Source organism: Syntrophales bacterium (assembly GCA_030655775.1).
GTDB lineage: Bacteria > Desulfobacterota > Syntrophia > Syntrophales > JADFWA01 > JAUSPI01.
The window spans coordinates 1-23,596 of sequence record JAUSPI010000186.1 but is presented as its reverse complement, the minus strand read 5'-3'; the positions used below and the strand labels follow the sequence as shown (position 1 = coordinate 23,596).

24 protein-coding genes are annotated in these 23,596 nt (G+C 45.6%); 14 read left to right on the top strand and 10 right to left on the bottom strand.

Going from position 1 to position 23,596, the window contains the following annotated elements:
- Nucleotides 1-3 precede the first annotated feature (3 nt).
- The 6 genes from rseP to Q7J27_09880 all read left to right on the top strand — a co-directional run bounded on the left by rseP (nt 4) and on the right by Q7J27_09880 (nt 4,814).
- Nucleotides 4-1,071: an RIP metalloprotease RseP gene (gene rseP, locus Q7J27_09905; GenBank protein MDO9529461.1), complete on the top strand. Its 1,068-nt coding sequence runs from the start codon at nt 4-6 to the stop codon at nt 1,069-1,071.
- 132 nt (nt 1,072-1,203) lie between these two features.
- Nucleotides 1,204-1,896: a tRNA (adenosine(37)-N6)-threonylcarbamoyltransferase complex dimerization subunit type 1 TsaB gene (gene tsaB / locus Q7J27_09900; GenBank protein ID MDO9529460.1), complete on the top strand. Its 693-nt coding sequence runs from the start codon at nt 1,204-1,206 to the stop codon at nt 1,894-1,896.
- Nucleotides 1,897-1,964: 68 nt separating this feature from the next.
- Nucleotides 1,965-2,189, top strand: a complete 225-nt coding sequence (locus Q7J27_09895; GenBank protein ID MDO9529459.1) for a hypothetical protein — start codon at nt 1,965-1,967, stop codon at nt 2,187-2,189.
- 13 nt (nt 2,190-2,202) lie between these two features.
- Entirely contained in the window at nt 2,203-2,844 is a 642-nt protein-coding gene (locus Q7J27_09890; GenBank protein MDO9529458.1) for a phosphatidylserine decarboxylase family protein, read from the top strand.
- On the top strand, nt 2,841-3,623 hold the full coding sequence (gene pssA, locus Q7J27_09885; GenBank protein ID MDO9529457.1) for a CDP-diacylglycerol--serine O-phosphatidyltransferase: 783 nt from the start codon (nt 2,841-2,843) through the stop codon (nt 3,621-3,623). Before Q7J27_09890 ends, pssA begins: the two co-directional genes overlap by 4 nt.
- Nucleotides 3,624-3,791: 168 nt before the next feature.
- Nucleotides 3,792-4,814 carry an aspartate-semialdehyde dehydrogenase gene (locus Q7J27_09880; protein MDO9529456.1) on the top strand — a complete coding sequence of 341 codons (1,023 nt, stop codon included), beginning with the start codon at nt 3,792-3,794 and terminating at the stop codon, nt 4,812-4,814.
- A 227-nt stretch (nt 4,815-5,041) separates the two neighbouring features.
- On the opposite strand, the gene Q7J27_09875 is transcribed toward Q7J27_09880, so the two are convergent.
- The 7 genes from Q7J27_09875 to Q7J27_09845 form a co-directional block, all read right to left on the bottom strand.
- On the bottom strand, nt 5,042-6,499 hold the full coding sequence (locus Q7J27_09875) for a hypothetical protein (GenBank protein MDO9529455.1): 1,458 nt from the start codon (nt 6,497-6,499) through the stop codon (nt 5,042-5,044).
- 22 nt (nt 6,500-6,521) lie between these two features.
- A complete protein-coding gene (locus tag Q7J27_09870) occupies nt 6,522-9,266 on the bottom strand; it encodes an MMPL family transporter (GenBank protein ID MDO9529454.1) in 2,745 nt (914 codons plus the stop codon).
- A gap of 304 nt (nt 9,267-9,570) precedes the next feature.
- On the bottom strand, nt 9,571-10,386 hold the full coding sequence (locus Q7J27_09865; GenBank protein MDO9529453.1) for an outer membrane lipoprotein-sorting protein: 816 nt from the start codon (nt 10,384-10,386) through the stop codon (nt 9,571-9,573).
- 311 nt (nt 10,387-10,697) lie between these two features.
- The gene (gene typA, locus Q7J27_09860) at nt 10,698-12,509 is read right to left on the bottom strand and encodes a translational GTPase TypA (GenBank protein MDO9529452.1); all 1,812 of its coding nucleotides are present in this window, start codon (nt 12,507-12,509) and stop codon (nt 10,698-10,700) included.
- Between the two features lie 41 nt (nt 12,510-12,550).
- Entirely contained in the window at nt 12,551-13,219 is a 669-nt protein-coding gene (locus tag Q7J27_09855; GenBank protein ID MDO9529451.1) for a DUF933 domain-containing protein, read from the bottom strand.
- Between the two features lie 36 nt (nt 13,220-13,255).
- Nucleotides 13,256-13,618 carry a GTPase gene (locus Q7J27_09850; GenBank protein ID MDO9529450.1) on the bottom strand — a complete coding sequence of 121 codons (363 nt, stop codon included), beginning with the start codon at nt 13,616-13,618 and terminating at the stop codon, nt 13,256-13,258.
- A 257-nt stretch (nt 13,619-13,875) separates the two neighbouring features.
- On the bottom strand, nt 13,876-14,865 hold the full coding sequence (locus Q7J27_09845; GenBank protein MDO9529449.1) for a biotin--[acetyl-CoA-carboxylase] ligase: 990 nt from the start codon (nt 14,863-14,865) through the stop codon (nt 13,876-13,878).
- A gap of 133 nt (nt 14,866-14,998) precedes the next feature.
- Here Q7J27_09845 and bioB point away from each other — a divergent pair, with 133 nt between their 5' ends.
- From bioB to Q7J27_09825, 4 genes are all read left to right on the top strand, one after another.
- Entirely contained in the window at nt 14,999-15,976 is a 978-nt protein-coding gene (bioB, locus tag Q7J27_09840; GenBank protein ID MDO9529448.1) for a biotin synthase BioB, read from the top strand.
- Nucleotide 15,977: 1 nt separating this feature from the next.
- Nucleotides 15,978-17,348: an adenosylmethionine--8-amino-7-oxononanoate transaminase gene (bioA, locus tag Q7J27_09835; protein ID MDO9529447.1), complete on the top strand. Its 1,371-nt coding sequence runs from the start codon at nt 15,978-15,980 to the stop codon at nt 17,346-17,348.
- Nucleotides 17,349-17,432: 84 nt separating this feature from the next.
- A complete protein-coding gene (locus Q7J27_09830) occupies nt 17,433-17,717 on the top strand; it encodes a hypothetical protein (GenBank protein ID MDO9529446.1) in 285 nt (94 codons plus the stop codon).
- The gene (locus Q7J27_09825; GenBank protein ID MDO9529445.1) at nt 17,714-18,457 is read left to right on the top strand and encodes an SDR family oxidoreductase; all 744 of its coding nucleotides are present in this window, start codon (nt 17,714-17,716) and stop codon (nt 18,455-18,457) included. Before Q7J27_09830 ends, Q7J27_09825 begins: the two co-directional genes overlap by 4 nt.
- 101 nt (nt 18,458-18,558) lie before the next feature.
- Here Q7J27_09825 and Q7J27_09820 read toward each other — a convergent pair whose 3' ends face one another.
- A complete protein-coding gene (locus Q7J27_09820; GenBank protein ID MDO9529444.1) occupies nt 18,559-19,797 on the bottom strand; it encodes an ATP-binding protein in 1,239 nt (412 codons plus the stop codon).
- 47 nt (nt 19,798-19,844) lie between these two features.
- Here Q7J27_09820 and Q7J27_09815 point away from each other — a divergent pair, with 47 nt between their 5' ends.
- Nucleotides 19,845-20,078: a hypothetical protein gene (locus Q7J27_09815; protein ID MDO9529443.1), complete on the top strand. Its 234-nt coding sequence runs from the start codon at nt 19,845-19,847 to the stop codon at nt 20,076-20,078.
- Here the strand turns inward: Q7J27_09815 and Q7J27_09810 are convergent.
- The gene (locus tag Q7J27_09810; protein MDO9529442.1) at nt 20,064-20,480 is read right to left on the bottom strand and encodes a type II toxin-antitoxin system VapC family toxin; all 417 of its coding nucleotides are present in this window, start codon (nt 20,478-20,480) and stop codon (nt 20,064-20,066) included. The two genes, Q7J27_09815 and Q7J27_09810, sit on opposite strands and share 15 nt — an antisense overlap.
- The gene (locus Q7J27_09805) at nt 20,477-20,725 is read right to left on the bottom strand and encodes a type II toxin-antitoxin system prevent-host-death family antitoxin (GenBank protein MDO9529441.1); all 249 of its coding nucleotides are present in this window, start codon (nt 20,723-20,725) and stop codon (nt 20,477-20,479) included. The genes Q7J27_09810 and Q7J27_09805 overlap by 4 nt, the downstream gene beginning before the upstream one ends.
- Before the next feature lie 193 nt (nt 20,726-20,918).
- Between Q7J27_09805 and Q7J27_09800 the strand changes: the two genes are divergently transcribed.
- The 3 genes from Q7J27_09800 (at nt 20,919) to Q7J27_09790 (ending at nt 23,327) form a co-directional block, all read left to right on the top strand.
- Nucleotides 20,919-21,284, top strand: a complete 366-nt coding sequence (locus Q7J27_09800; protein MDO9529440.1) for an acyl carrier protein — start codon at nt 20,919-20,921, stop codon at nt 21,282-21,284.
- Between the two features lie 202 nt (nt 21,285-21,486).
- The gene (locus Q7J27_09795; protein ID MDO9529439.1) at nt 21,487-22,119 is read left to right on the top strand and encodes a nitroreductase family protein; all 633 of its coding nucleotides are present in this window, start codon (nt 21,487-21,489) and stop codon (nt 22,117-22,119) included.
- 2 nt (nt 22,120-22,121) lie between these two features.
- On the top strand, nt 22,122-23,327 hold the full coding sequence (locus Q7J27_09790) for a beta-ketoacyl-[acyl-carrier-protein] synthase family protein (protein ID MDO9529438.1): 1,206 nt from the start codon (nt 22,122-22,124) through the stop codon (nt 23,325-23,327).
- Nucleotides 23,328-23,596 lie beyond the last annotated feature (269 nt).

Genomic DNA, 23,596 nt, shown 5'->3' with positions numbered 1-23,596 from the left:
TGCTTGGTTAGTATAAATATAATATCAGTAATCATCCTTCTGGGAATATTAGTCTTTGTTCATGAGTTAGGTCATTTTCTCGTGGCCAAGTGGGCAGGGGTTGGTGTGTTAAAGTTTTCTCTCGGATTTGGGCCAAAGCTGGTCGGGAAAAAGATCGGTGAAACGGAATATATTATTTCAATGATACCTCTTGGCGGCTATGTAAAACTTCTGGGGGAGTCATCAGATGATCAATTGTCGGAGGATGATGAAAAAAGATCTTTCCTGAGACAACATGTACTGAGGAGGATAGGAATCGTTGCGGCGGGACCTGTCTTCAATTTCCTTTTTGCTATAATAGTGTTCGCCATCGTTTACATGGTCGGAGTCCCAGTTCTCACCCCGGAAGTCGGTGATGTTCAAAAGGGGTCTCCTGCCTTTCAAGCGGGGATCAAAGGGGGAGACATCATATTAGCCATTAACGGTGAGGATGTCTCGGACTGGGGTGAGCTTGCCGGCATTATCGTTAATAGTGAAGGGCGTGAACTGGAGATAAGAGTAGAGAGAAATAGAAAGATAGAAGATTTTAGATTAAAGGCAGAACTGATAAGATCAGAAAATATTTTTGGTGAGAAGGTTGATTCATATAAAATAGGAATAAAGGCTTCTTCGCATACCATAATTGAACGGTTAAATCCTTTCAGTGCATTGTGGGCCGGAATTGAACAGACATGGTATATTACAAAGATTACACTGATTAGTATTGTAAAAATGGTTGAGGGTAAACTTTCGGCCAAAACATTGGGTGGTCCTATACTGATTGCACAGATGGCAGGGGCACGTGCCCAGGAAGGAATAATTCCGTTTATATTTTTTATGGCTCTGCTCAGTATAAATCTTGGAATAATCAATCTCTTTCCCGTTCCCCTTCTTGATGGAGGGCATCTTTTATTCTTCATTATTGAGCTGATATCGGGCAGGGAAGTAAATGTTAAATGGAGAGAGATGGCACAGCAGATAGGATTTGCTCTGTTGATAATGTTGATGATATTTGTTTTTTATAATGATATTGTGAGGATATTTGGACAGTAGACAGGCAGCGGTCAGTTTTCAGTAGAAACAAAAAATCAGGCGAAAGGCTTTTATCGTGCCGGTGGTCCGCTTAACACTTAAAAAGTCCAAAAGAAAAAAGTATTTGCGTTGTGATATTTTAACATAAATAGTATGTTGACATTAGCGGTTGATACATCTACACAAAGTGGAAGCGTTGCACTTCTGAACAGTGATTCTGTCCTGGCTGAGTGTCTGATAAATGTAGGCATAAATCACTCGGAAACGCTTCTGCCCGCAATAGAGAGAATACTTTCAGTTGCGGGGACAGAGATAGCGGAGGTAGATTTATTTGCATTGACGGTAGGCCCCGGTTCATTTACAGGGCTCCGTGTGGGTGTAAGTACGGTTAAAGGGCTTGCCCTTGCTGCAGACAAACCGGTTGTCGGAGTATCCTCTATAGATGCCCTTGCTTTGAACGTTGCTAACTCGACGATCACAATCTGTCCCATGTTAGATGCCAGAAAAAAAGAGGTATACACTGCACTTTACAGATCCCGAAGAAGAGGCATGCCGGAAAAGATAGTGGGAGAAATGATTGTTGATCCCGAGACATTTTTGAAGGGCATTGATGAGGAGGTTATATTTCTTGGTGATGGCGCAATAAACTACTGTGGGCTTATCAAGGAAATTTTGCCTGACAAATCGTATTTTGCATTATCACACCTTCAATATATAAAGGCTTCTACGGTAGGCCTTTTAGGAATGAATAAATTTATTGAGGGAGATGTCCTGGATATAATGACTTTTATCCCTCAATATCTTCGCCTCTCTGAGGCAGAAATGAAAAGGGTTGCAGGTAAATAGGGGGCCGATTTTCAAAGCCCGTACAGCGCTCTTAAACTAAACCTATTTTGCTGGGAGGGCAGTGATTTATGGAAAAAGTAGAAGAGGATTTGATAGCAAGGTATATTGATCAAGACGAAGAGTTAAAAAAGTTTGTGGAAGATCATGGAAAGCTTGAAGCTATCCTGGAAGATTTTAACAGAAGACTCCATCTCACACCAGAAGAGGAGATGGAAAAAAAGGAAATTCAGAAAACGAAACTCAGGGGCAAGGATAAGATTTTTAAAATCTTGTCACAATATCGTGAGGCCTGAAGTTGGTAAAATTATGGATTATAGTAATCGCATAGCTCGTGAAGGGTTAATCTTTATCCTGCCCCTTGTAATCACAACGATTATTCTGGGGGCTGTAGGAATGTATTGGTGGACAGCTTTCTTCTTTATTGCTTCTTCATTTGTCATCTGGTTTTTCCGTGATCCGAAAAGAAACATTCCCGAGGGGGGGAAAGAGGTTATATCACCAGCCGATGGAAGAGTTATCAGAATAGAAGAAATCAGGGAAGATACCATATTAAAGGGCAGATTTAAGAAAATAAGCATATTTATGAGTGTCTTCAATGTTCATGTAAACAGGATACCCTGTTCCGGCAGGGTGGAGAGTATTCTATACAGAAAGGGCAAGTTTTTTTCTGCTAATCTGGATAAAGCTTCGTCTCTCAATGAAAAAAACTCAGTACTTGTTAAGACTGATGATGGGCAGGAAATTCTTGTCGTTCAAATAGCAGGGCTGATAGCCAGGAGAATTGTCTGCCGGATAAAAGAGGGGATGAATGTTACAAAAGGGCAGCGTTTCGGTCTTATCCGTTTTGGGTCGAGACTCGAAGTTTTTCTTCCCCTTGATTCAACCATTTCAGTAAAAGTGGGAGACAGGGTCAAGGGTGGCGAGACGCCGATTGGATATCTGACATGAACAAGAAAAGAATTAAGAAAGATAACATGAAAAAAGGGATTTATATCCTGCCGAACCTCTTTACCACGGCCAGTCTTTTTTTTGGATTTTATGCGATAGTCTTTTCGATGAGAGAAGATTTTTCCCGGGCCGCAATTGCGATTCTGGTTGCCGCTGTTCTTGATGCGCTCGATGGAAGAATAGCCAGGATGACCCGTACGGTGAGCAAGTTTGGTGCTGAATATGATTCTCTGGCGGACTTGGTTGCTTTTGGTGTTGCACCCGCAATCCTTTCGTATACATGGTCACTTTCCCCCTTCGGCAGATGGGGTTGGCTCGCCTCGTTTCTGTTTGTTGTCTGCGGGGCACTGAGGCTTGCGAGATTTAACATTCAGATTGACATTATAGAGAGCAAGGTATTCAACGGGCTCCCTATACCGGCCGCTGCTTCAGTTGTGGCAACAGGGGTACTCCTTTTCTATTATCTGGGGGGAGTAGGGCAGCTTAATCACCCATCCATATTAATCGGTATTATAGTACTTTCCGTATTGATGGTCAGCAATATAAAATATTACAGTTTCAAAGACCTGAATCTTTTTTCACGAAAACCCTTTATGACTTTTTTCGTAATTGTTGTTCTTCTGATTATAGTTGTTGCAGAGCCTCAGATAATGCTTTTTACCTTTGCCGTGGGTTATAGCATCTCCGGTCCTGTGTGGAAGCTGTCGAACGTTGTGAAGAAGAGGAGCTCTAAAGAAAAAACAGAGGCGCAGAAGCAAGAATTGGGAATTAATAAGTGATGCACCCGTGAAAAGTCATTTTTTGTCACCCTGAATTTATTTCAGGGTCTCTAACTTACTGAAATAATTAGATGCTGAAACAAGTGAGATCCTGAAACAAGTTCAGGATGACAAATGGTGCAGTTTATGACTTTTTGCGATCTTGTCAATGAGTAAGGAGTTAATTATATGAGGAAATACAATGTGGCGGTTGTCGGTGCGACGGGTGCTGTAGGAAATGAGATGATTAAGATCTTGGAAGAGAGGGATTTTCCGGTAGGCGAATTGACGCTCCTTGCATCGGAACGCTCCCAGGAAAAGATGTTGGAGTTTAAAGGGAAATCCTATCCCGTAAAGGTGTTGGATGAAGATTCTTTTGAAGGGATAGAAATAGGTCTCTTTTCGGCCGGCGGTAGTATCAGTGAGCGTTTTGCACCTCTTGCTGTCGGGGCAGGATGTGTAGTTATAGATAATACCAGTGCCTTCAGAATGGACCCCGCAGTCCCTCTCGTTGTACCTGAGGTGAACCCTGAAGCGATCGGGCAGTATAAGACAAAGGGCATCATAGCGAATCCGAATTGTTCAACAATCCAGATGGTTGTGGCCTTGAAGCCGATTCACGATGCAGTTAAAATAAAGAGAATTGTGGTGTCTACCTATCAGTCTGTGTCAGGAACAGGTAAAGATGCTATTGAAGAACTTACTGAACAGACAAAAGCGCTTTTGAGTCTTAATGAACCAAAGGTGGAGGTATATCCCCACAGGATTGCTTTTAACTGTCTGCCGCATATAGACGTCTTCCTGGATAATGGTTATACCAAAGAAGAAATGAAGATGGTGAACGAAACCAAAAAGATTTTGGAAGATGATTCGATAGCCATTACCGCAACCACGGTGAGAGTCCCTGTTTTTTATTCTCATTCAGAATCGGTCAACATTGAAACTGAAAGAAAAATCACACCTGGAGAGGTTAGAGACATACTTTCAACAGCACCGGGAGTAGTTGTTGTTGATAACCCAGGCAAATCTGAGTATCCTCTTGCAATAAATGCCACAGGCAAGGACGATACTTTTGTGGGAAGAATAAGAGAAGATGAGTCAATAGCAAACGGGATCAATATGTGGATAGTATCGGACAACCTGAGGAAGGGGGCAGCTCTTAACGCTATTCAGATTGCCGAAGTTCTTATCAGGGACTATTTAAAAGAGTGACTAAAGTGTCTAAAGTGAGCTAAAGTGCCTAAAGTTATCAGCTTAGGCCTTAGAGTCTTTATTCACAACAACTGCGTTTTTTGCGCAGATGTTGGCATTAATATGACCACAAACGAAGACAGTAGTCAGAATTCAGAATACATATATGGAAGCGGAATAGTTTTTTATTCTGACTTCTGTCTCCTGACTACTGACTTCTGGTTGCGGCTTTGCCGGATTAAATCACCTTAGAAGCTGTATTTGAAGGCGGTTATAAGCCGATCGTTCCGTTCCCATCTGCCATAAAAGCTGTCACTTTTGCCGTTGAAGAATTCGGCTGCGACCGTCCATTCAAGCCCCGGCCTGATTTTATATTCGGACTGAAACCGATTGTATCGACCTGATGGATCGAATTCGAAATCTGAAATATATTGAAAACTCAAGTCTTCATTATATTTGAAATTCACCCTCGTGAATATGTTATTTTGACCCAACCTGCTTTTCCGTGAACTTCTCGTATAACCGTCGGCATATTGCTTCTTTGTAATAATCTCGTTGGCATATTCAATGGTTATATCGATTTTCTCGAGAAAAACCTTTTTCGCCAATTCATCAACTGTATAGGTAAAGCCTCCCACGAGGCTGACATAGTTGTCATCTTTCCCGTCATAGCTGAAGTTAAACAGACCTTCACCATGAAATTCCCATTTTTTGTATGCAGTAGAGAAACCGGCGGCGTAGTTACCTACCTTTACGTTTTCCTTGATAGCTACCGTTTTACTTCCTCGTTGTTCCTCCCTCAGGACATAGTATGGGTTCAGGCCATGATATGCTGAGAAGAAGAGATCCCAGCCGCGGAAGGTCGTCTTGCCCCTGGCAAAATAACTGACGTTATTAATTGAAATGGTGGGGAAATCTTCCTCGATGTCTTTGTCGGAGATATCTTCTTCGTAAATGTCATAGTCTCCCGTATCACCTGACCAGCGGGAATGTCCACTGGGGACTTTACCCGTATTGAATACGGGCAAGATAGCTCCCGTGATGGTGAACTTTTCAAGGTAATAATCCAGCCTCGTTTGCCACATGCCAAAATCTTTAGGATCTATCGGGTCATTCGAATCCGTGAAACGGTATCTGTCGGCAGGGGAGAAGAGTGTCGAAATTCCGTTCTTGAAGATCTTTTTGCCCAATGTTACGTCATAGCTGTCCTGGAAGAGAGTAAGGTATAGTTCATTCAATTCCAGATAGCGCCGTTGACGGTCGTTGTCCTGGAGCCACCGGAATATTCCTTCGTACGTATCTTGTTGACTTCCAGCCTCGAGCCAGCCTGAAAAGTTCAAGCGTAATCTGTCATTGCCGGTCCATGTATTGAAACGAAGCAAGGCCTCTCCAACAGGATTCCGTTCATCGATACCTTCCCGGTCTTCCGGTTCTCGCAAGAAAACATGGCCGCGCAATCGAAGACTTCCCTTGAAGTTCTTGCTAATCTGGGTGAGGTGTTTAAATGGATCCTCCTTTTCTTCAGCCGGCACCGCCTCTAATTGGTCGAGAAGATCAAGGTCACTACTTGATTTCTCTTTTGTGGTTGACATTTCCTTGTCCAGGTCATTTAGCAGATCAAGATCATCAGCGCCCATTGCCTGCTGAGAACTAAAGGCGAGGAAAAGAACTAAAAAAAATGCGACCAAATATTTTATACGGTTCATAATCATCTATCCTTTTTTTAATCTATTTTGTTTCAAGAAGAAGTTTATCCGTCTGTACCAGACGTCCCCCTAAAATCCGTGACAGATTGAGGAACAAGCGACTCGCAATGCGGGGGTAAATTCTTTGAATTCTCTTAAGGCCATTCCAGTCGATTTCGAGATAGTTGATCGGTTCTAAAGCACGCACGTCGGCAGATCGTGGACCGGGCTCTACAAGGGCTATTTCACCGAAAACATCACCGGGATTAAGTTCGGTAAGGAAGATATCCTTGCCGGTTTTCTCATCCCTTGTTACCACTTCGGCACTGCCTTCGAGAAGGAGATACATACTTGAGCCCTCTTCTCCCTGTACCACGGCCAATTCTCCGGCCTTATTGGTGAGCATCCTGCCCAGCAGAACGACTCTTTTCATTTGCCATGGTCTGAGATCCCGGAACAAAGCCGCATTTTGTATGACAGCTTTTTGAAGATGAAGGCCCAACATATCCCACAGAGTCATAAGCTGAGTTGAAGAGAGCAAAATAGGGGTAATGAATAAATCACCGATGACGGCGAATATCATAACCATTGACGAAAGGAGGCCGAAACTGATGACGGGAACAAAATTGGAAAAGCCCAGAACGGCAAACCCAAGAGCAAGAGCAATAGATGTTGAAATAACCGGCCTTGCTTCAGCGTGTATACACACATTAACGGCTTTATCCTGACTTTGCAGCAGTCGCATCTCAGTGTTATAGCGGGTCATGAGATGTATGGTGTCATCCACGGCAATTCCAATGGCGATTGCCGCCACCATTGCGGTTCCGGTATTTAGGGGAATACCGAAAATACCCATAATGCCAAAGTTAAGAACTATGGGAAATAGATTCGGGATGAGGGAAAGTGCACCAGCCTTAACATTTACAAATAGAATGGACATAATAATAAAAATGAGAACAAGAACGAGGGAGAGAGACTTTGCCTGTCCTGCAGCCATGCTGTCCGCCGCCGTATTAATGAGAATATTTTCGCCGGTGAGTCCCCATAAAAAATGAGGATTCAAAGTTTTTTTAATGTGTTCCTCAAGGTCTTGAAGTACCTCGGCAAGTTCATAGGATGAACTGACATTATGTCTTACCAGAATATTTGCTTCACTGAAATCTGCAGTGACGTAGCGGGAAATTTCGTCCCTGTGCAGGAACAGGAGGTACTGGGCAATAAGGTCAGCTGAATCAGGCAGCTTGAAGTATTTTTCATCGCCGTTGTTCATTTCTCTGTGTATGAGTGAGATATCATCCGCCAGGGACTTTGTTTTGTCGAACCATCCTTTTTCGGAGATATATTTTTGTATTTTAGCAATTTGAGCAAGGTTTTCAGGCTGCTTAAAAGTATCGGCAAAACCACTATTTATACGGATAAAAAAGGTCTGAGCACCTGCTAAATCCTTATGAAGTATCCGGCTACGGCTACGTATTGCCGAATTCTTTTTGAAATAGCCTAAAAGATCATTATCTACATTGACCTGCAACGTAAAAAGTCCGATGATAGCAGCCAGACCCAGAAAAAAAGTAAGAACCAGCCGTTTATTGGTGTAAATAATTTTTATTATATTATTGGCAATAACGCCGAAAAAGCGGTCTGTAAAACTTGCCTTGTGTTCCCCGGACGTTTTGACCTTTGTAGGGCCGAAGAAATGGAGATAAACCGGGGCGAGGAGACAGGTGGCAACAGGATTAACAAAAAGACCAAAGGCAGCCACAACACCAAATTGTTTGAGCAGGGTTATCTGGTTTAACGTAATGGAAAGGAACCCGATGAAAGTCGTTAACGAGGTAAGGAGCACTGCCGTGCCAACTTTGCCCGCCATGATTCTGATAGCTTCAGCTCTGTTGCCTCTCGTTTCTTCCACACCTTCCAGATATTCGGAAAGGATATGTATGTCCTCTGTTGAGCCTACAACAATTATAAGGGCCGGTACGATAACGGTAAGCACATTGAGAGGAATATTCACCTGGGCCATAAAACCGGCGGTACAGACGATACTTGTGCCCGCCGTAAGTATGGGTAATAGGGCTCCACTGGCAGAGCGCATAAATATAATCAAAGTTATGAGGAGAACAAAAGCTGACAATGGCACCAGTTTGACTGTGTCACCTATAATATTATCGCTTATCAAACGGCGGGTGAAGGAAAGACCAATCTGGAATATGGTATCAAGCTGGTTCTGGAAAGGTTTTATGATTTCATCTACCCCTCTGGAGAACTTAACATTAAATTCGGGATCATCAGGATCTCCCTCTACAAAGAGGTTTATTGCTGTGGCAGTACCATCTTTTGAAATCAAGCTGTTCAGAAAAACAGGGTTTCGGAGGGCGTCTGCTTTTACCCGTTCGGCCTCTTCCTGAGTTTCGGGGGGCCAATCCATCAAGGGATTGGTTTCGAGCGCCCCGTCAACTCCCTTGAAGTTGGTTACGGAATAGAGACTTTCAACCTTACTGACTCCGTGTAATTCCTCGAACTTAAAGACCAGTTTGTCTAACAGTTTCAGTTTTTCAGGGGTAAAAAGGTTTTTGTCCTGGATAAATATGACGGTGATATTGTCCGTTCCGAACTTTTTCAGGGTTTCTTGATAATAGTATTGGGCGGGATCTCCCTGGATCATCATACCTTCCGTTGAGGCATCGATCCTTATGTTGCGGGCACTGTATAAGGCAAAAATTGTGATAATGGCAACTCCAACGATCACAATCCACGGGTGAGTCTGGCTCCACAGCATAAATCTACGCATACATATAACCTCTCACCATCAGCATTCGTTTAACTCATAGAAAAATATCAAATTAGGGCTCCTTAGGCACGAACATGAGTGCCTAAAGTGAGCTAAAGTATTTAAAGTGCCTGAAGTTGTAGTACGCCTACGGCGTGCTGATTGATAACCCAAAACCACTTAGAGTCCATCACAATTGTGCCCCAATAGTGCATTGATGGCTTAAGAAACCTACCTGCCTGCAGATATAAAATGGCATCCCACCCTGCTGGCGGGATTAACTTTAGGCATTTTAGGCACTTTAATATACTTTAGGCACTTTTCCTTACTGTGTGTGCTTGCCGGAAAGTATAAAGCGTTCTGTGAAGACAGAATCCTTTACAGAAGTGTTGATCTCTCTCGACTTAATGCCCGTAAGGGTTTTATGCTTTCTTTCCAGATGATCCATCAGGGTTTTTTTCGCACGCCATACCGTTCCTGAAACATTTTCTAACGCATGATTGGTTTGTCTCTTCAGCAACCTGCCTCTGCGATCATAGAACTCTGCCTTAAGGGTATATAGGTTTCTCTTTTCTACCCACATAATCCGTTTGGAATAGCCGCTTTCCCTCGTTTTTTCTTTGTTGGCGGGAGTTGATTCGATTACATAGCAATCAAAATCCTTCTCATCCTGATTCAGCTTTTCCGAACGCAGAATCTTATAGTTAAAGTTGTCAAGATCTTCCGGTTCCATGTCTTCATATGTAAAGTCTGTACCCATGAAGTAATTTTTCTTGCTTCCCTTTGCAACGCGCTGCATTTTTTTCTGTGCGGGAAGGTACAGCCATTGGTCGTTGTCTCGTTCTTTTTGTTCCCAAGTAAGGAGAGCTGTCCCCCTTATGTCGGCGGGATCAAGGAACACGATAAGATAACGGTGAACATCATCGCCCACTTCTTTTGCATATCGTTTGACCAGCCGCTTTTCCTTGCTTCCGTCCTTGTCTACGAGGAGCATAATTTCGCTTCCAATTTCACTTTGTACTTTATGCAATCCTTTTTGCTTTTCCATAACCTCGCGTCCGGTTATTTCTGCAGCCTGTGCCAGAAGTGGAACAATCAGCCACAAGATAATCAAACCCAGTGTCCAAAATTTCCTGTTCATATCCCTCTCCTTTATGTTGAAATTTTACCGGTTTATCTTCTTATTTTAATAAGTTTTTACTCTGGAAATGAAATGACCGGGAGCGCACCCGCAAGCCCCGCCTTGTATGCGGGGTAAGGGGCGCAATATAAAACAAACATATTCCTTGCCGGGAAGCAGCCCCGCCCTGTGGGCGGGGAGCTTCACTATAGGATCAGATCGAACTATAGGAAAAATATCACTAAGTGTCAAGATTAAAGGAGTCTAATGGATTTGGGAGGTGTTTCTGCCTACCGGTGCATGAAGGGTTCAGGCCCTATTTTTGAGGATTTCTAAGCCATTAATTTAGCGGGCCGTTTGTTTTTGTCCAGTTCCATTTTGCGCAAACGGATGTTCTGCGGGGTCACTTCAATCAGTTCGTCCTCTGCGATAAATTCGATGGACTGATCCAGTGACAGGCGGCGCGGCGGCCGCAGGGTTACCGTGGCTTCCGACGTGGAACTCCGCATATTCGTCAATTGCTTTTCCTTGGTGATATTTACGTTCAGATCACCCGGCCTGTTTCGCTCACCGATAATTATTCCGCCGTACACGTCCGTTCCTACCTCGACAAGCAGCTCGCCACGATCCGTCATCGCGAGACTCGCATAGGTCGTGACTCTCCCTGCTCTGTCGGCGACCAGAGCGCCGTTCGCCCGTTGAGGAATATGGCCGAACCAGGGTTCGTGTCCGTCAAAGAGCGTATTCATAACTCCAGCGCCTTTTGTATCCGTCAGAAAATGACTTCGGAAACCGATCATTCCACGCGACGGTATTACAAACTCCAGCTTGACGCGACCGCTGCCTTTATTGATCAGATTTGTCATGCGCCCCTTCCGTCCGGATAGTTTTTCCGTAACGACACCGATAAATTCTTCCGGAATATCAATCAAAAGCCGCTCAGTCGGTTCAAGGACTTTTCCGTTTTCCTCTTTGGTAATCACCTGCGGTTTGGATACCATAAATTCGTACCCTTCCCTGCGCATGGTTTCAATCAGAACAGCCATCTGTAACTCCCCGCGGCCGCAGACTTCGAACATATCCTTGCGGGGAAGGTTCCTGATTTTCAGCGCCACATTTCGAAGAGTCTCCTTCTCAAGACGGTCACGGAGATGACGCGTCGTAAGATATTTGCCTTCAATACCGGCAGTAGGACTGTTGTTTACATAAAAGATCATCGAAACGGTCGGCTCGTCGACATTAATGCGGGGCAGGGGGCAGGGGTTTTCCACTGAAGAGATCGTATCGCCGATCGTCATATGTTCGACACCGGCAACAGCAACGATATCCCCGGCCTCCACTCTGTTGACCTGTACCCTTTTTAACCCGTCGAAGGTGTACAGGGCAGAAAATTTTATCCCCGGCGTGACTTCATTGGCTCCGCACAGGGAATAATTTGTATTCATCTCCAGGACGCCGTTTGCCAGCCTGCCGATGGCGACCTGCCCGACATAGGAATCATGATCGAGATTCGTTATAAGAAACTGCGGGACTTCGTCATCGTTTGCCTCGGGCGCGGGCATAGTGGCGATAATTGTCTCAAACAACGGTTGCAAGTCAGCGGAGTCATCAGCCAGTGTTACATGCGCAACGCCTGTTTTGGCGTTTGTGTAAAGTATGGGAAATTCTATCTGCTCTTCATCGGCATCGAGATCGATAAAAAGATTATAGACTTCGTCCACGACCTCCTCGATTCTTGCATCGCTGCGATCGATTTTGTTGATGACCACAATGATGGGCAGCCGTTTGGCGAGGGCCTTCTTGACAACAAATCTTGTCTGCGGCAGCGGGCCTTCGCTGGCATCCACAAGCAGGATCGCCCCGTCGACCATATTCAGGCTTCGCTCCACCTCGCCACCAAAATCGGCGTGGCCGGGCGTATCGACTATATTGATCTTAACGCCGTTGTACCAGATGGCCGTGTTTTTTGCCATGATCGTGATCCCCCGTTCTTTCTCGAGGTCCATCGAATCCATGATACGCTCAGCGACCTGCTGGTTTTCTCTGAAAATGCCGCTCTGTTTGAGCATCCCGTCGATGAGCGTCGTCTTCCCGTGATCGACATGGGCGATTATTGCGATATTCCTGAAATTTTGTTTCCGCATAATTGACGTTTTTTCTCCATTTTTCTGTTTTTGTTGCTCTGTCAGACGCTGAATCTAATGCTCAGAACATCGCCGTCCCGGACGATGTAATCTTTTCCTTCCAGCCGGAAGCTGCCGTTCGCCCGCACCCCTTTTTCCGACCCGCATTCGATTAATTCATCGTATGTAAAACATTCCGCGCGGATAAATCCCCGCGCGAGATCGGAATGAATGGCGCCGGCCGCATTTACCGCCGTATCTCCACCATGAATACTCCATGCCCGTACTTCATCTTCACCGATGGTAAAAAAGCTTACGTACCCGAGCGTCCTGTACGCGAATTGTGTCAGTCTCTCCCGGGCAGACTTTTTGATGCCGATATCTTCCATAAAGATTTTCGCTTCTTCATCGTTGAGGCAAGTCAATTCCGTTTCGAAGCTGCCGGCGAATTCAATGACGTTGTACCGCGATTCGATTTCGCCCATGATATTCTTATTCTGTCCGAAAACGGTTTCATCCGAGTTCAGGATAACAAGAAACGGTTTTTTCGTGAGAAATTGAAAACCGCGTATCGTTTTCTCTTCATCTTCATCAAGATCGAGGTTCCGGATGGGTTGATTGTTGTTGAGTTGCTCCGCGACTTTTCGGAGAGCTCTTTCTTCCAGTGCAAGCGCATTCGTTTTTTGCCCCCGTTTCTGGAACCATTCAAGCCTCTCAAGCCTGTTTTCCACGAGTATAAGATCGGCGAGGAGAAGTTCCGTATCGATTTAGTCAATGTCGCCAAGAGGCGTGGGATCTCCCGCCAGGTCATCATTAAAGTTGCGCACCACCAGGGCCAGGGCATCTGTGTTTTTGATCCATTCCATGGAGTTTCCTGAAAAAGAACCGTTCTTTGCGGAACCTTCCTTCAAGCTGGGGAAATCGATCATTTCAATTGTAGCGCCGGTGGTCTTCTTCGGCTTGTACATATCGGTGAGGCGAATCAGGCGATCATCGTTTACCTTGACGACGGCCACATTCGGTTCCGCCTTTGCGTTGGAGTATGTGGTGACGTGGGCCTCCATTTTCGTAAGCGCGTTAAAAATTGTCGTCTTCCCCGAATTGGGCAAGCCGATCAGTCCAATTTTCATATGACGTGGTCTCCTTGTTTATGTATCGGTTGTTCGAAAGACCGGCACCATATGGCTTTAAAGATTTTTTGTCAAGGGATTTAAAGAGGGTAGGGTATTTGGTGTCAGAAACTGAAGGCCTTGCATAATGCCGGTATTGTCATTGCGATAAGTGATGAGGCAATCTTTAAAAAACTGGGACGATGGCTATTCTTACGGAGAAATTATCGTCTGCCACCTTTTCTTTTTTGGAGAGCCTTTGTTCAACGGAGTGGATCTCACGGGCGTGCCCCTATTATTTGCACGTCCCCCGAAAATATCCTGTGAGTATTTCCCTCTTTATCCATCAGGAGCAAGACTCCATCATTGCCAACATCGAGGACTTCCCCGACATACTTCTCACCGAGCACGTCAACCATAATCTGCTCTCCGGTGATATCGGCAAGTTCCTTCCACCGGTGCATAATGGATTCAAACCCTCTTTTTTTAAACATCTCGTAATACTTTTCATACCATCGAAGGTATTCACGGACAATCGGCGCTCTGGGAAAGTGTCTTCCCATCTCTGTTGAAATTGACGTGGCCTCTTCCCTTATCTCCTCGGGAAAACTTTCAGATGGCGTGTTAACATTCAGTCCGAGACCAACGATGATATAGTCCACCTCGTCCATTTCTGTACTGATCTCTGTAAGGATACCGGCTATCTTTTTCCCGTTCACGAGGATATCATTGGGCCACTTGATCCTGATTTTTAATTGCGTAAGTGAAAGCAGGGCATCTGATACCGCAACCGCTGTCATCAGGGTGATTCTCGGTAACTCGATCGGAGACATGACCGGCCTCAAGATAAGGGAAGCATAGATTCCATCACCCGAAGGTGAAAACCAGCTTCGACCTCTTCTTCCCCTTCCGTTCGTCTGTTTCTCCGCGACGACTACCGTCCCTTCAGGGGCGCCCATAGCTGCCAACTCTTTTGCCTTTATATTGGTTGAATCTATTTCATTAAGGTAGACAATATTTCCTTTCCCGAAGACTCTGGTATCAAGTCCTTCCTCAATCTCAGCGGGTAATAGCAGATCGGAAATCTTACTCAAAAGATACCCTTTTTTAGGGGAGGACTCTATAATATAGCCATCTGCTTTCAATTTGCCGATATGTTTCCAAACGGCAGCTCGGCTGACCGCCAGCTTGTTGCTCAGCGACTCGCCTGAAACCCAGTTTCCCATCTCCTTTTTCAGGTATGATAGCAATTGCTCTTTTGTAGTCATGCCCCAATACACCACGTGCGGACTTCATTGTCAACCCATAATTTAATTGTGGTTGACATATATTCCTCTCTTTGATATAAGAGCGCTCCCGAAGTCGGAAGATGTAAATACAAACAACTAAAGGATAAAAACCATGTTCAACAAAAAGATAATTACCATAACTGAAAAAATTATGGAAGATGCCGGAAATTCCATCTCTTATGAAGAGGCTTGTGAACTTTCCGTACTTCCTGTCGATGATACCATCGACCTGATAATGTGTGCCAATAAGATCAGGAATAAATACAAAAAAAACAGTGTTTTTACATGCTCCATAATCAACGCCAAATCCGGTTTTTGCCCTGAAAACTGCGCCTTCTGTGCCCAATCGGCACATCATAAAACCGAAATTGAAACGTATCCCTTATTGAGTGAAGAAGAGCTCGTAGATAATGCTCTTCGGATGTACGAAGCGGGTGCTACAAAATACTCGATGGTAACCAGCGGGACCATGCTTACAGACGAAGAAATTAAAACGATCAGCCGGGCAGCGTCAAACATTAAGGAGAAGACCGACCTTATGATTTGTGCCTCACTGGGCATGCTGACCGAGCCGATGGCAAGACGGTTGAAAGAGGGCGGAATCACAACCTATCATCACAACCTTGAGACCGCACGGAGCTATTTTGACCAGATTTGTACAACCCATGACTATGATGAAGATATTCAGACGGTCAAATTTGCCCAATCAACCGGTCTCAAGGCCTGCTCGGGGGGTATTTTAGGGCTGGGTGAGACGTGGGAGCAGCGTATCGAACTGGCCTTTACACTCAAAGAGCTGGACGTCGACATAGTACCGATAAATTTTCTCAATCCCGTCGCCGGCACCAGAATGGAAAGTATGCCTTTGCTGTCACCTATGGAAGCATTGAAGTGCATTGCCCTTTTCAGGTTTATAAACCCCGGAAAGGATATAACCATATGCGGTGGCAGAGAGGTAACTCTCCAAGATTATCAGTCATGGACATTTATGGCGGGTGCAAACGGATTGATGATAGGAAACTACCTTACCACACAGGGTAGAAATGCCGAAATGGATACAAATATGATCCAGGAGATGGGGCTTATTTAAAATGGAAGCAACGACCGAGCGGAACAGACAACTGGAAATTGATGACAAAAAATATATCTGGCACCCATTTACCCAGATGCAGGACTATGTGAAGGAAACCCCTCTCATAATCGAAGAGGGGAATGGATGCATCTTAAAGGATACCTACGGAAATGAATACATAGACGGCGTTTCCTCACTCTGGACCAACGTACACGGCCACAGAAAAGAAAAATTGGATAACGCCCTCAAAAAACAGATCAGCACGATTGCTCATTCAACCCTGCTGGGACTATCCAATCCTCCGGCCATCGAGTGCGCGAAAAAACTGATCGAAATTGCACCGGAAGGTCTGACTAAGGTCTTCTATTCAGACAACGGTTCCACTGCTGTTGAGATTGCCCTCAAGATGGCCTTTCAGTATCATCAGCAGGCAGATACGGGCGATCCAGGTAAGACCAGATTTATCTCGCTTACCAATGCGTATCATGGAGATACCATAGGTTCCGTTAGTGTGGGGGGGATCGGTCTCTTCCACGCTACATATAAATCCCTTCTCTTTCCCTCCATCCATGTCGAATCGCCGTACTGTTATCGATGTCCATTCGGAAAGACTCAGGATTCCTGTGATTTTGAATGTTTCAAAAATCTGGAAGAGACGATAGAGGCACACTGCCATGAGGCCGCCGCCTTTGTGATTGAACCTCTGGTTCAGGGGGCCGCGGGTATGCTGGTTCAGCCCCTGGGTTACCTTGAAAAAGTGAGGGAACTCTGTACAAAACACCATGTCATCATGATTGCCGATGAAGTAGCAGTTGGTTTCGGGAGGACAGGTAAGATGTTTGCGTGTGAACATGAAGGGGTGACGCCGGATATAATGGCCGTAGCCAAGGGTATTTCCGGGGGGTATATGCCTCTGGCGGCAACTCTCACCAGCGAAGATATCTACCGCGGATTTTTAGCGGATTATGACGAATTCAAGACCTTTTTTCATGGACATACTTATACGGGGAATCCCCTGGCCTGCGCAGTTTCTCTGGCCAATCTGGAGATCTTTGAAGAGGAGCGGACACTGGAAAACCTTCGGGAGAAAATCGAACACCTGACAAACAATTTGAAGCCATTCGTATCACTGGATCACGTGGGCGAAATACGTCAGCGGGGATTTATGGTGGGAATAGAGCTTGTAGCAGATAAAGAATCGAAAGAACCTTATCCCCCAAAAGATAGAATAGGACACAGTGTAATAATGGAAGCAAGAAAGCACGGTGTAATAATACGCCCGCTCGGAGATGTGATTATCCTGATGCCCCCGCTCAGCATCTCAACAGATGAACTGGACAGGCTCTGTGATGCTGTATACAGATCGATCAGGGCGGTTACGGAAGAGTAGGCAGTAAGGAGTAAGCAGTAGGCAGCAAGAAGTAAGGAGTAAAAAAAGTGCCTACTGCTTACTGCTTACTGATGAGGACATCCCATGCAAACAAAAGGAACTTTTTACTTCGATCCGGCCGACAGAATCTACGAAGATCATTTCCCTGGAAGTCCTGTAGTTCCGGGTAGTATGATAGTTCATGCATTTTCAGAAGCAGGAAAAACGCTCGGGTTTACGGCAGATGGTTGCACGATAGAAAATTTCAGGTTTCGAGAATTCGTTCCTCCCGGTGAGTACTCCTTCAGCATCGAGCTTTTGCCGGATCGGCTGAAATGCCGGCTTTACCGGGGAGACAAAGCGCTTGTCACAGGGGTTTTGAAAAGATGAAACTCAATTTTTCAGGCAATAGCACCCTGATCCTGGGCGGCAGTTGCGATCTTGCCATAGCTCTTGCCGAATGCGTGATTAAAGCGTCTCTTTCTCCGATCCTGACCTACAGAAACGAAAAGGGACAGAAGTACATATCGGAAAAATTGGGGGCATTTGCGGGAAAATACAGATATTTTTATCTCAACCTCGGCGACCGTGATTCCCTGGATTCCCTGTTTGAGCAGATCGGCGACGACATCGATTTTCTGGTAGATTTCGCCCAAAGCGATTTTGAAAGCTATATAGCATCCGCCGATGAGGACAGCGTCCGCCGTTATTTTGCTGAAAATATTTCTTTTCGCGCGGAAATCCTGAAAAGGGCGTCAAGGGCGATGCTGAAAAAGAAAAGGGGGCGTCTTGTTTTTGTTTCCTCATCGGCGGCGGACAGGCCCAATCCCGGTCAGGGTTTTTACGCGGCCGCCAAACTGGCCTCGGAGGCGCTTTACAAAAACCTGGGGGTGGAATTGGGAGAACGCGGGATTACCACTGTGACGCTGCGCCCCGGTTATATCGACGCGGGGCGGGGAAAAACATATATGCAGACAAGAGAGGAAGAAGTTCTCAGGATGGTACCTATAAAAAGGGCCATTACCGAAGCCGAGGTGGCGGAAACCATCCTCTTTCTCCTTTCAGACAGCGCCGCGGGCTTTAACGCCACCGAAATTGTCCTGGATGGCGGGCTGACCGCGGGGAAGTAATCTGCTATCGGCTAAAGCCGATAGACTAAGACACAAGGGCAGATGTGGGGCAGGGCTTTAGCCATGCTGTATGGAAATTTAGGGTTTACCTCTGTGCTATATTATCCCGTCAGCATCAGAAAATTTGTTGCCGGAACAATAAAACAGTTTCCTGGAAACGCTTCTACTCTTTCCGCCCGGCGGACAATCTGGTAGTACGGGATTCCCAGTTTTTCACTAAAATGCCTTCCGTGGCGGCTGATGTCCCTGCCGCCTTCTTTTGTTTCGAAGAGACAAATCGGGCTGCCGTCCCGTACCAGCACAAAGTCCACTTCCCTCTTTTCACGGTCCCGTATATAGTTGATTTCGAACTCACCAAGACCTTTTTCGGTTAACCTTGCCGCCATTCTGATAAGGCTTACCGCAACAAAGTTTTCAAATCGATTCCCCCGGTCAGACAGGAGGGACCAATCGTAAAAGTATAGCTTGGGTTCTTTTTTTATTGCCCTGGCAATTTTTTTGTGCCAGGGGCGTAGAGTAAACACAAGATATAACGCACTCAGCACCTCGATCCATCGGGCTATTGTCCTCTGGTTATATCCCAGATCATCGCTGAGCGATTTTATACTTAATGGTGAACCAACTTTCGCAGGAAGCACCTCTACCAGCGTTTCAACACCCCTGATATCCTGGATCTGCGAGAGATCTCTCACCTCTTCCCGTGCGATCAATGTTTTGTAATCTTTCTGCCATCGACGGTGAAATTCTTCCTCCCCCCTTAAAAAAGGTTCCGGGAAACCGCCGAATTTCCACAGTAGTTCGGATCCTTCCTCTGCCCCTTCTGCAATCGCGTCCCTTGAGATTTTAGCCAGTTTATCGCCGTCGGCATAGACGTCACCGTTATTGATAACATATGAAAAATCACCGACTGCCTCTGGAATACCCATGGGAAACATTTGATATGAAAAGTACCGCCCCAACAGGGAGTCACCGGATCTCTGATAGGTATCGAACCGACCCGAACCCGTCACAAGCAGTTGCATTCTCTCTTTGTTGATATCAAAAAATCCTTTTAGTATGTTCCGCCACTGTTTATGTTTATGTATCTCGTCGAAGACAATCGGAACGGGCTCTCTTCCAAACCTTTCCTCTATGATACTTTTGAAATAAAGCGGATTTCTCTTATACTCCACCATTACCGTCGGGTCATCCCAGTTAAAGTATGTACCCTCGGCGCCGGTATTCTTCAACCACATCTGCGCAAAGGTGGTCTTACCGACCTGCCTGGGACCTGACAGGAAGATCATCTTCCCGGCAGTCATCTTAGGATCAAATATGTAAGTGCTTGCAATTCTTTCCATGTGGCCTATTATGCATACCTCTGCATAATTGTCAAGACATTTGTGTAATGGTATACAATGTTGTCGAAAAAGGGGTTAACCTGTTGGTTTCCTTGCCCCCAAAAACCAGCCAAAATTCCGGCGAAGCGAACGGAAATCTGGAAAAGGAATTGGGAGGACGCGGAATCACCATCGTGACGCTGCGCCCCGGTTATGTTGACGCGGGACGGGCGAAGAAGTGCCTGCAAACCAGAAAGGAAGAAGTTCTAACCTTTTTGAGTTTCATCTTAACCTGTTTGTGAACTTGTGTTATTTGGCAGTATAGAACACGCTTTAGAATCAATAAGCCACCTGTCAGCGGTGACCAGGGTGAGATCATAGACAATGGCCGTTGCAACCAAAAATCGGTCAGCCGGGTCCTCCTGGGCAAAATCAATCATGCGGCTCTGAATGGCGACTTCATGATTAACAGGAGCTTCTTTAAAAGCGATTGCTTTGAATACATCCCTCATCCAGTGTGCCGGTTCAGCATCCAAAACAATGCGCCCCCTTTCAGCAAGTATTATTATTTCCCATGTGCTGATCGGGGAAAGCCACAGTTCATTGGTGGGATTCTCCAACTCTGCTGAAACTTCCATGGCGAGGCGTGCTGGATCCAGAAGGCTCCACAATAAAATATGTGTATCCAGTAACAGTTTCATCATTGCCCCAGAGCCTCCCATTCACGTGAACTGACTGCAGGAGATACAATATCTCCCGTGATCGTTCCCCTCGAACGGAACATTCCCAGCCACGACTCACGCATCTGTGGTTTTGGGGGTGGTTCAATAAGGGCAATAGGTTCTCCCCGGCGCGTAACTAGAACAGGTTGTCCTGTTTGTTTCACCTTGTTCAAAACCGCCAGGCATGTGGCCTTGAATTTTGATATCGCGATAGTCTCTTCTTTCATAAAAACATGTCCTCCCATTAATATAGCAGAAGTGTACCATGGTCAAATACCATAGTCAATTATCATTCCATGCTAACCCCAATTGTCAACCTGAAATTTAATTGTGGTTGACATATATTCCTCCCTTTGATATAAAAGCGCTCCCAATCAGGCAAGTAAATTCCCCCCAGGGTGGGATATCTAAGAGGTATAAATGGATATTTTAGAACAAATAAAGAAAATTTTGATAGAAATCCTCGATATAGAAAATCAGGAGATTACACCTGAAACCTACGTTATAAGAGATCTGGATGCAGAATCGATTGATCTTTTAGAGCTGGCGGTGGCGTTGAACTCAAAATTTAATATAGAAGTTAAAGACGATGAACTCTTTCTCAGGACATTCAGGTTTCACATGACCGAGGCAGAAGAGCAGGGGAGCGATACCGTGCAATACCTTGTGCATAAGTTTCCGTTCCTCACCAAAAGCAGGGTGGAAGAAATCATGTCGGATCTCGAAGGTGGTCCCACGCTCAAGGTTAAAGACCTTATCAGTTATGTAGCCTGGCGGAGTGAATGATGAGATTCTGAAATAAATTGAAGCTCCCCGCAACAAGTTGCTGGGAATCTCCGACTGTAAAGGAAAAAATTTATTTTTTATTCGCTCGCTAACCCCGCCGCAAGCAGCGGGGAACGAAGTAATTCGAAGAATAATGTGCTCGCTGTTCAGTTCAGAATGACGAGAAGAGTTGTTAGCTTGAATTCATTTTATGGGTGATGTGATGTCACATTTAGATGAGCTTATTAACAAGAGAAGAAGTATAAGAAAATATAAAACTGATGTTCCCCCAGAGGATTGGATCAATAGCATGATTCGCTACGCCGCGATGGCACCTTCTCCCAAAAACAGCCGTCCGGTTAGATTTATCAAAATTGTCTCCCCCGAAAGCAGGGATAATCTTTACCGGGCTATGGCTAATGGGCAAAAGAGACGTTTGCAAAGCGCACAGAAAAGCAGCACTCCGAATAAACTGAAAAACCGGATCAATATGTACTGGCGATTCTCGAAATTCATGTTTGATGCACCTGTCCTTTTTGCTGTGGGGGCGGTTTCTCCAGAGCGGGGTTCTTCAGGGAAATTGCCCCGGACCGGGATAAATAAAAAAGTTGGCAGAGGTGATACCGATATAGATATCACAGTGGGCCTCGCCGTAAAGGGATTTCTCCTCAAAGGGGAAGAGCTTGGTCTTGGTACGTGTATCATGACGGCACCTTTTACATTTGTCCGGGATGTGGAAAATATCCTTGGAATAGAGGACGTAAAGATTAAATGCTTTGTTACCGTTGGCTTCCCGGATGAAAAACCGGATGCACCTGAAAGAATAAACGTTGCCGATATCTGTCGTGAGATTTAAGAATGGCGAGAAGAGTTGTCATTACATCGATCGGAGTCATTTCTTCTCTCGGTTTTACACCGGGGCAGATCATTGACAATCTGAAGAACGGAAAAGTTGCGTTTGGAAGATCCTCTTTCGATGACAGTGTGGTTACATGCCCCGTAGGGAACTTTGATATCAAAAAATTTACCGGCCCATTTAAAGACAGACGTTATCTGAACAGGGGGGCGCAGTTCTCAACGGCATCGGCCATGGAGGCCGTGAAAAACGCAGGAATCGACGAAGAACTGCTTGGGAAGGCCGGTCTGTTCACGGGAGCCGGTCCCAACCTCGACATCGGTGGGGAGTTTCCTGAAATCCAGGAAGGAAAACTGGACCGGAAGGATCTTATGGCACTCTGGATTTTGAAGTTTCTCCCGAATACTGCCGCTTCTTCTATTGCCAGATTAACAGGAATTCACGGAGAGAACATTGTATCAACCGCTGCGTGTGCTGCTTCGCTGCAGGCCATAGGTGAGGCCTTCCGAAAGATAAAAGATGGGTACCTGGATCTGGCATTTGCCGGTGGAGGTGATTCCCGTTTAAGTTCTGGAGGACTCCTCGCCTACAAAAAAGCGTATGCTCTTTTTGCCGGAGATGGTGATCCTGAAAGTGCAAGCCGGCCCTTTGACAGTAAAAGAGCCGGGTTTGTTCCCGGGGAGGGAGGTGCTTTTTTTCTCCTTGAAGAGATGGGCCACGCACAAAGACGCGAAGTAAAAATGTATGGTGAAATCTCTGGTTTCGGGAGCTCGATTGATGGTCACGCCATGACCGCTCCGGACCCGGATGGAAAATGGGGAGAAACGGCGGTACGTACGGCATTTCATGAGGCGGGAATTTCCCCCAATCAGGTTGATGTTGTCTCTGCTCATGGAACCGGTACGCTTCTCAATGATGCAATGGAAGCGAATATGATAAATCGCATCTATGATCGACACACCCCTTGCGTCATTGCGCTGAAATCATGGATCGGGCATATATCGGCTGCCTGTGGCGCTCTGGAGCTGGCCATCTCTCTTATCTGCATGCAAAACGATTATCTCCCCGAGGTAAGAAACTTAGACGATCCCTGCCATCCAGGGATTAACTTTGTTCGAAAGGGGAAGACATGTTCTATAGATACGGTAGTGGTGGAAAACTTCGGTTTCGGTGGCCATAACAGTGCTTTGGTCATCAAAAAAGCTTGAGTTTTGAGAAACAGGACTCTGAGAGCGCATCAAGATTTGACCGGGAGCGCACCCCGCAAGCCCCGCCTTGTAGGCGGGTCAAGGGGCGCAATATAATTAAATTATTCCTTACCGGGAAGCCCCGCCCTGTGGCTGGTCTTAATACACACTTGACACCGGGGGTAATGCATGGCATACTACGATCATGCGAATTTATGGACAACAATTTTCGACGACAATGATTCAGCGTATTCAACAAACCGTTACCCTTGAGCCGGCTATATCCCGCC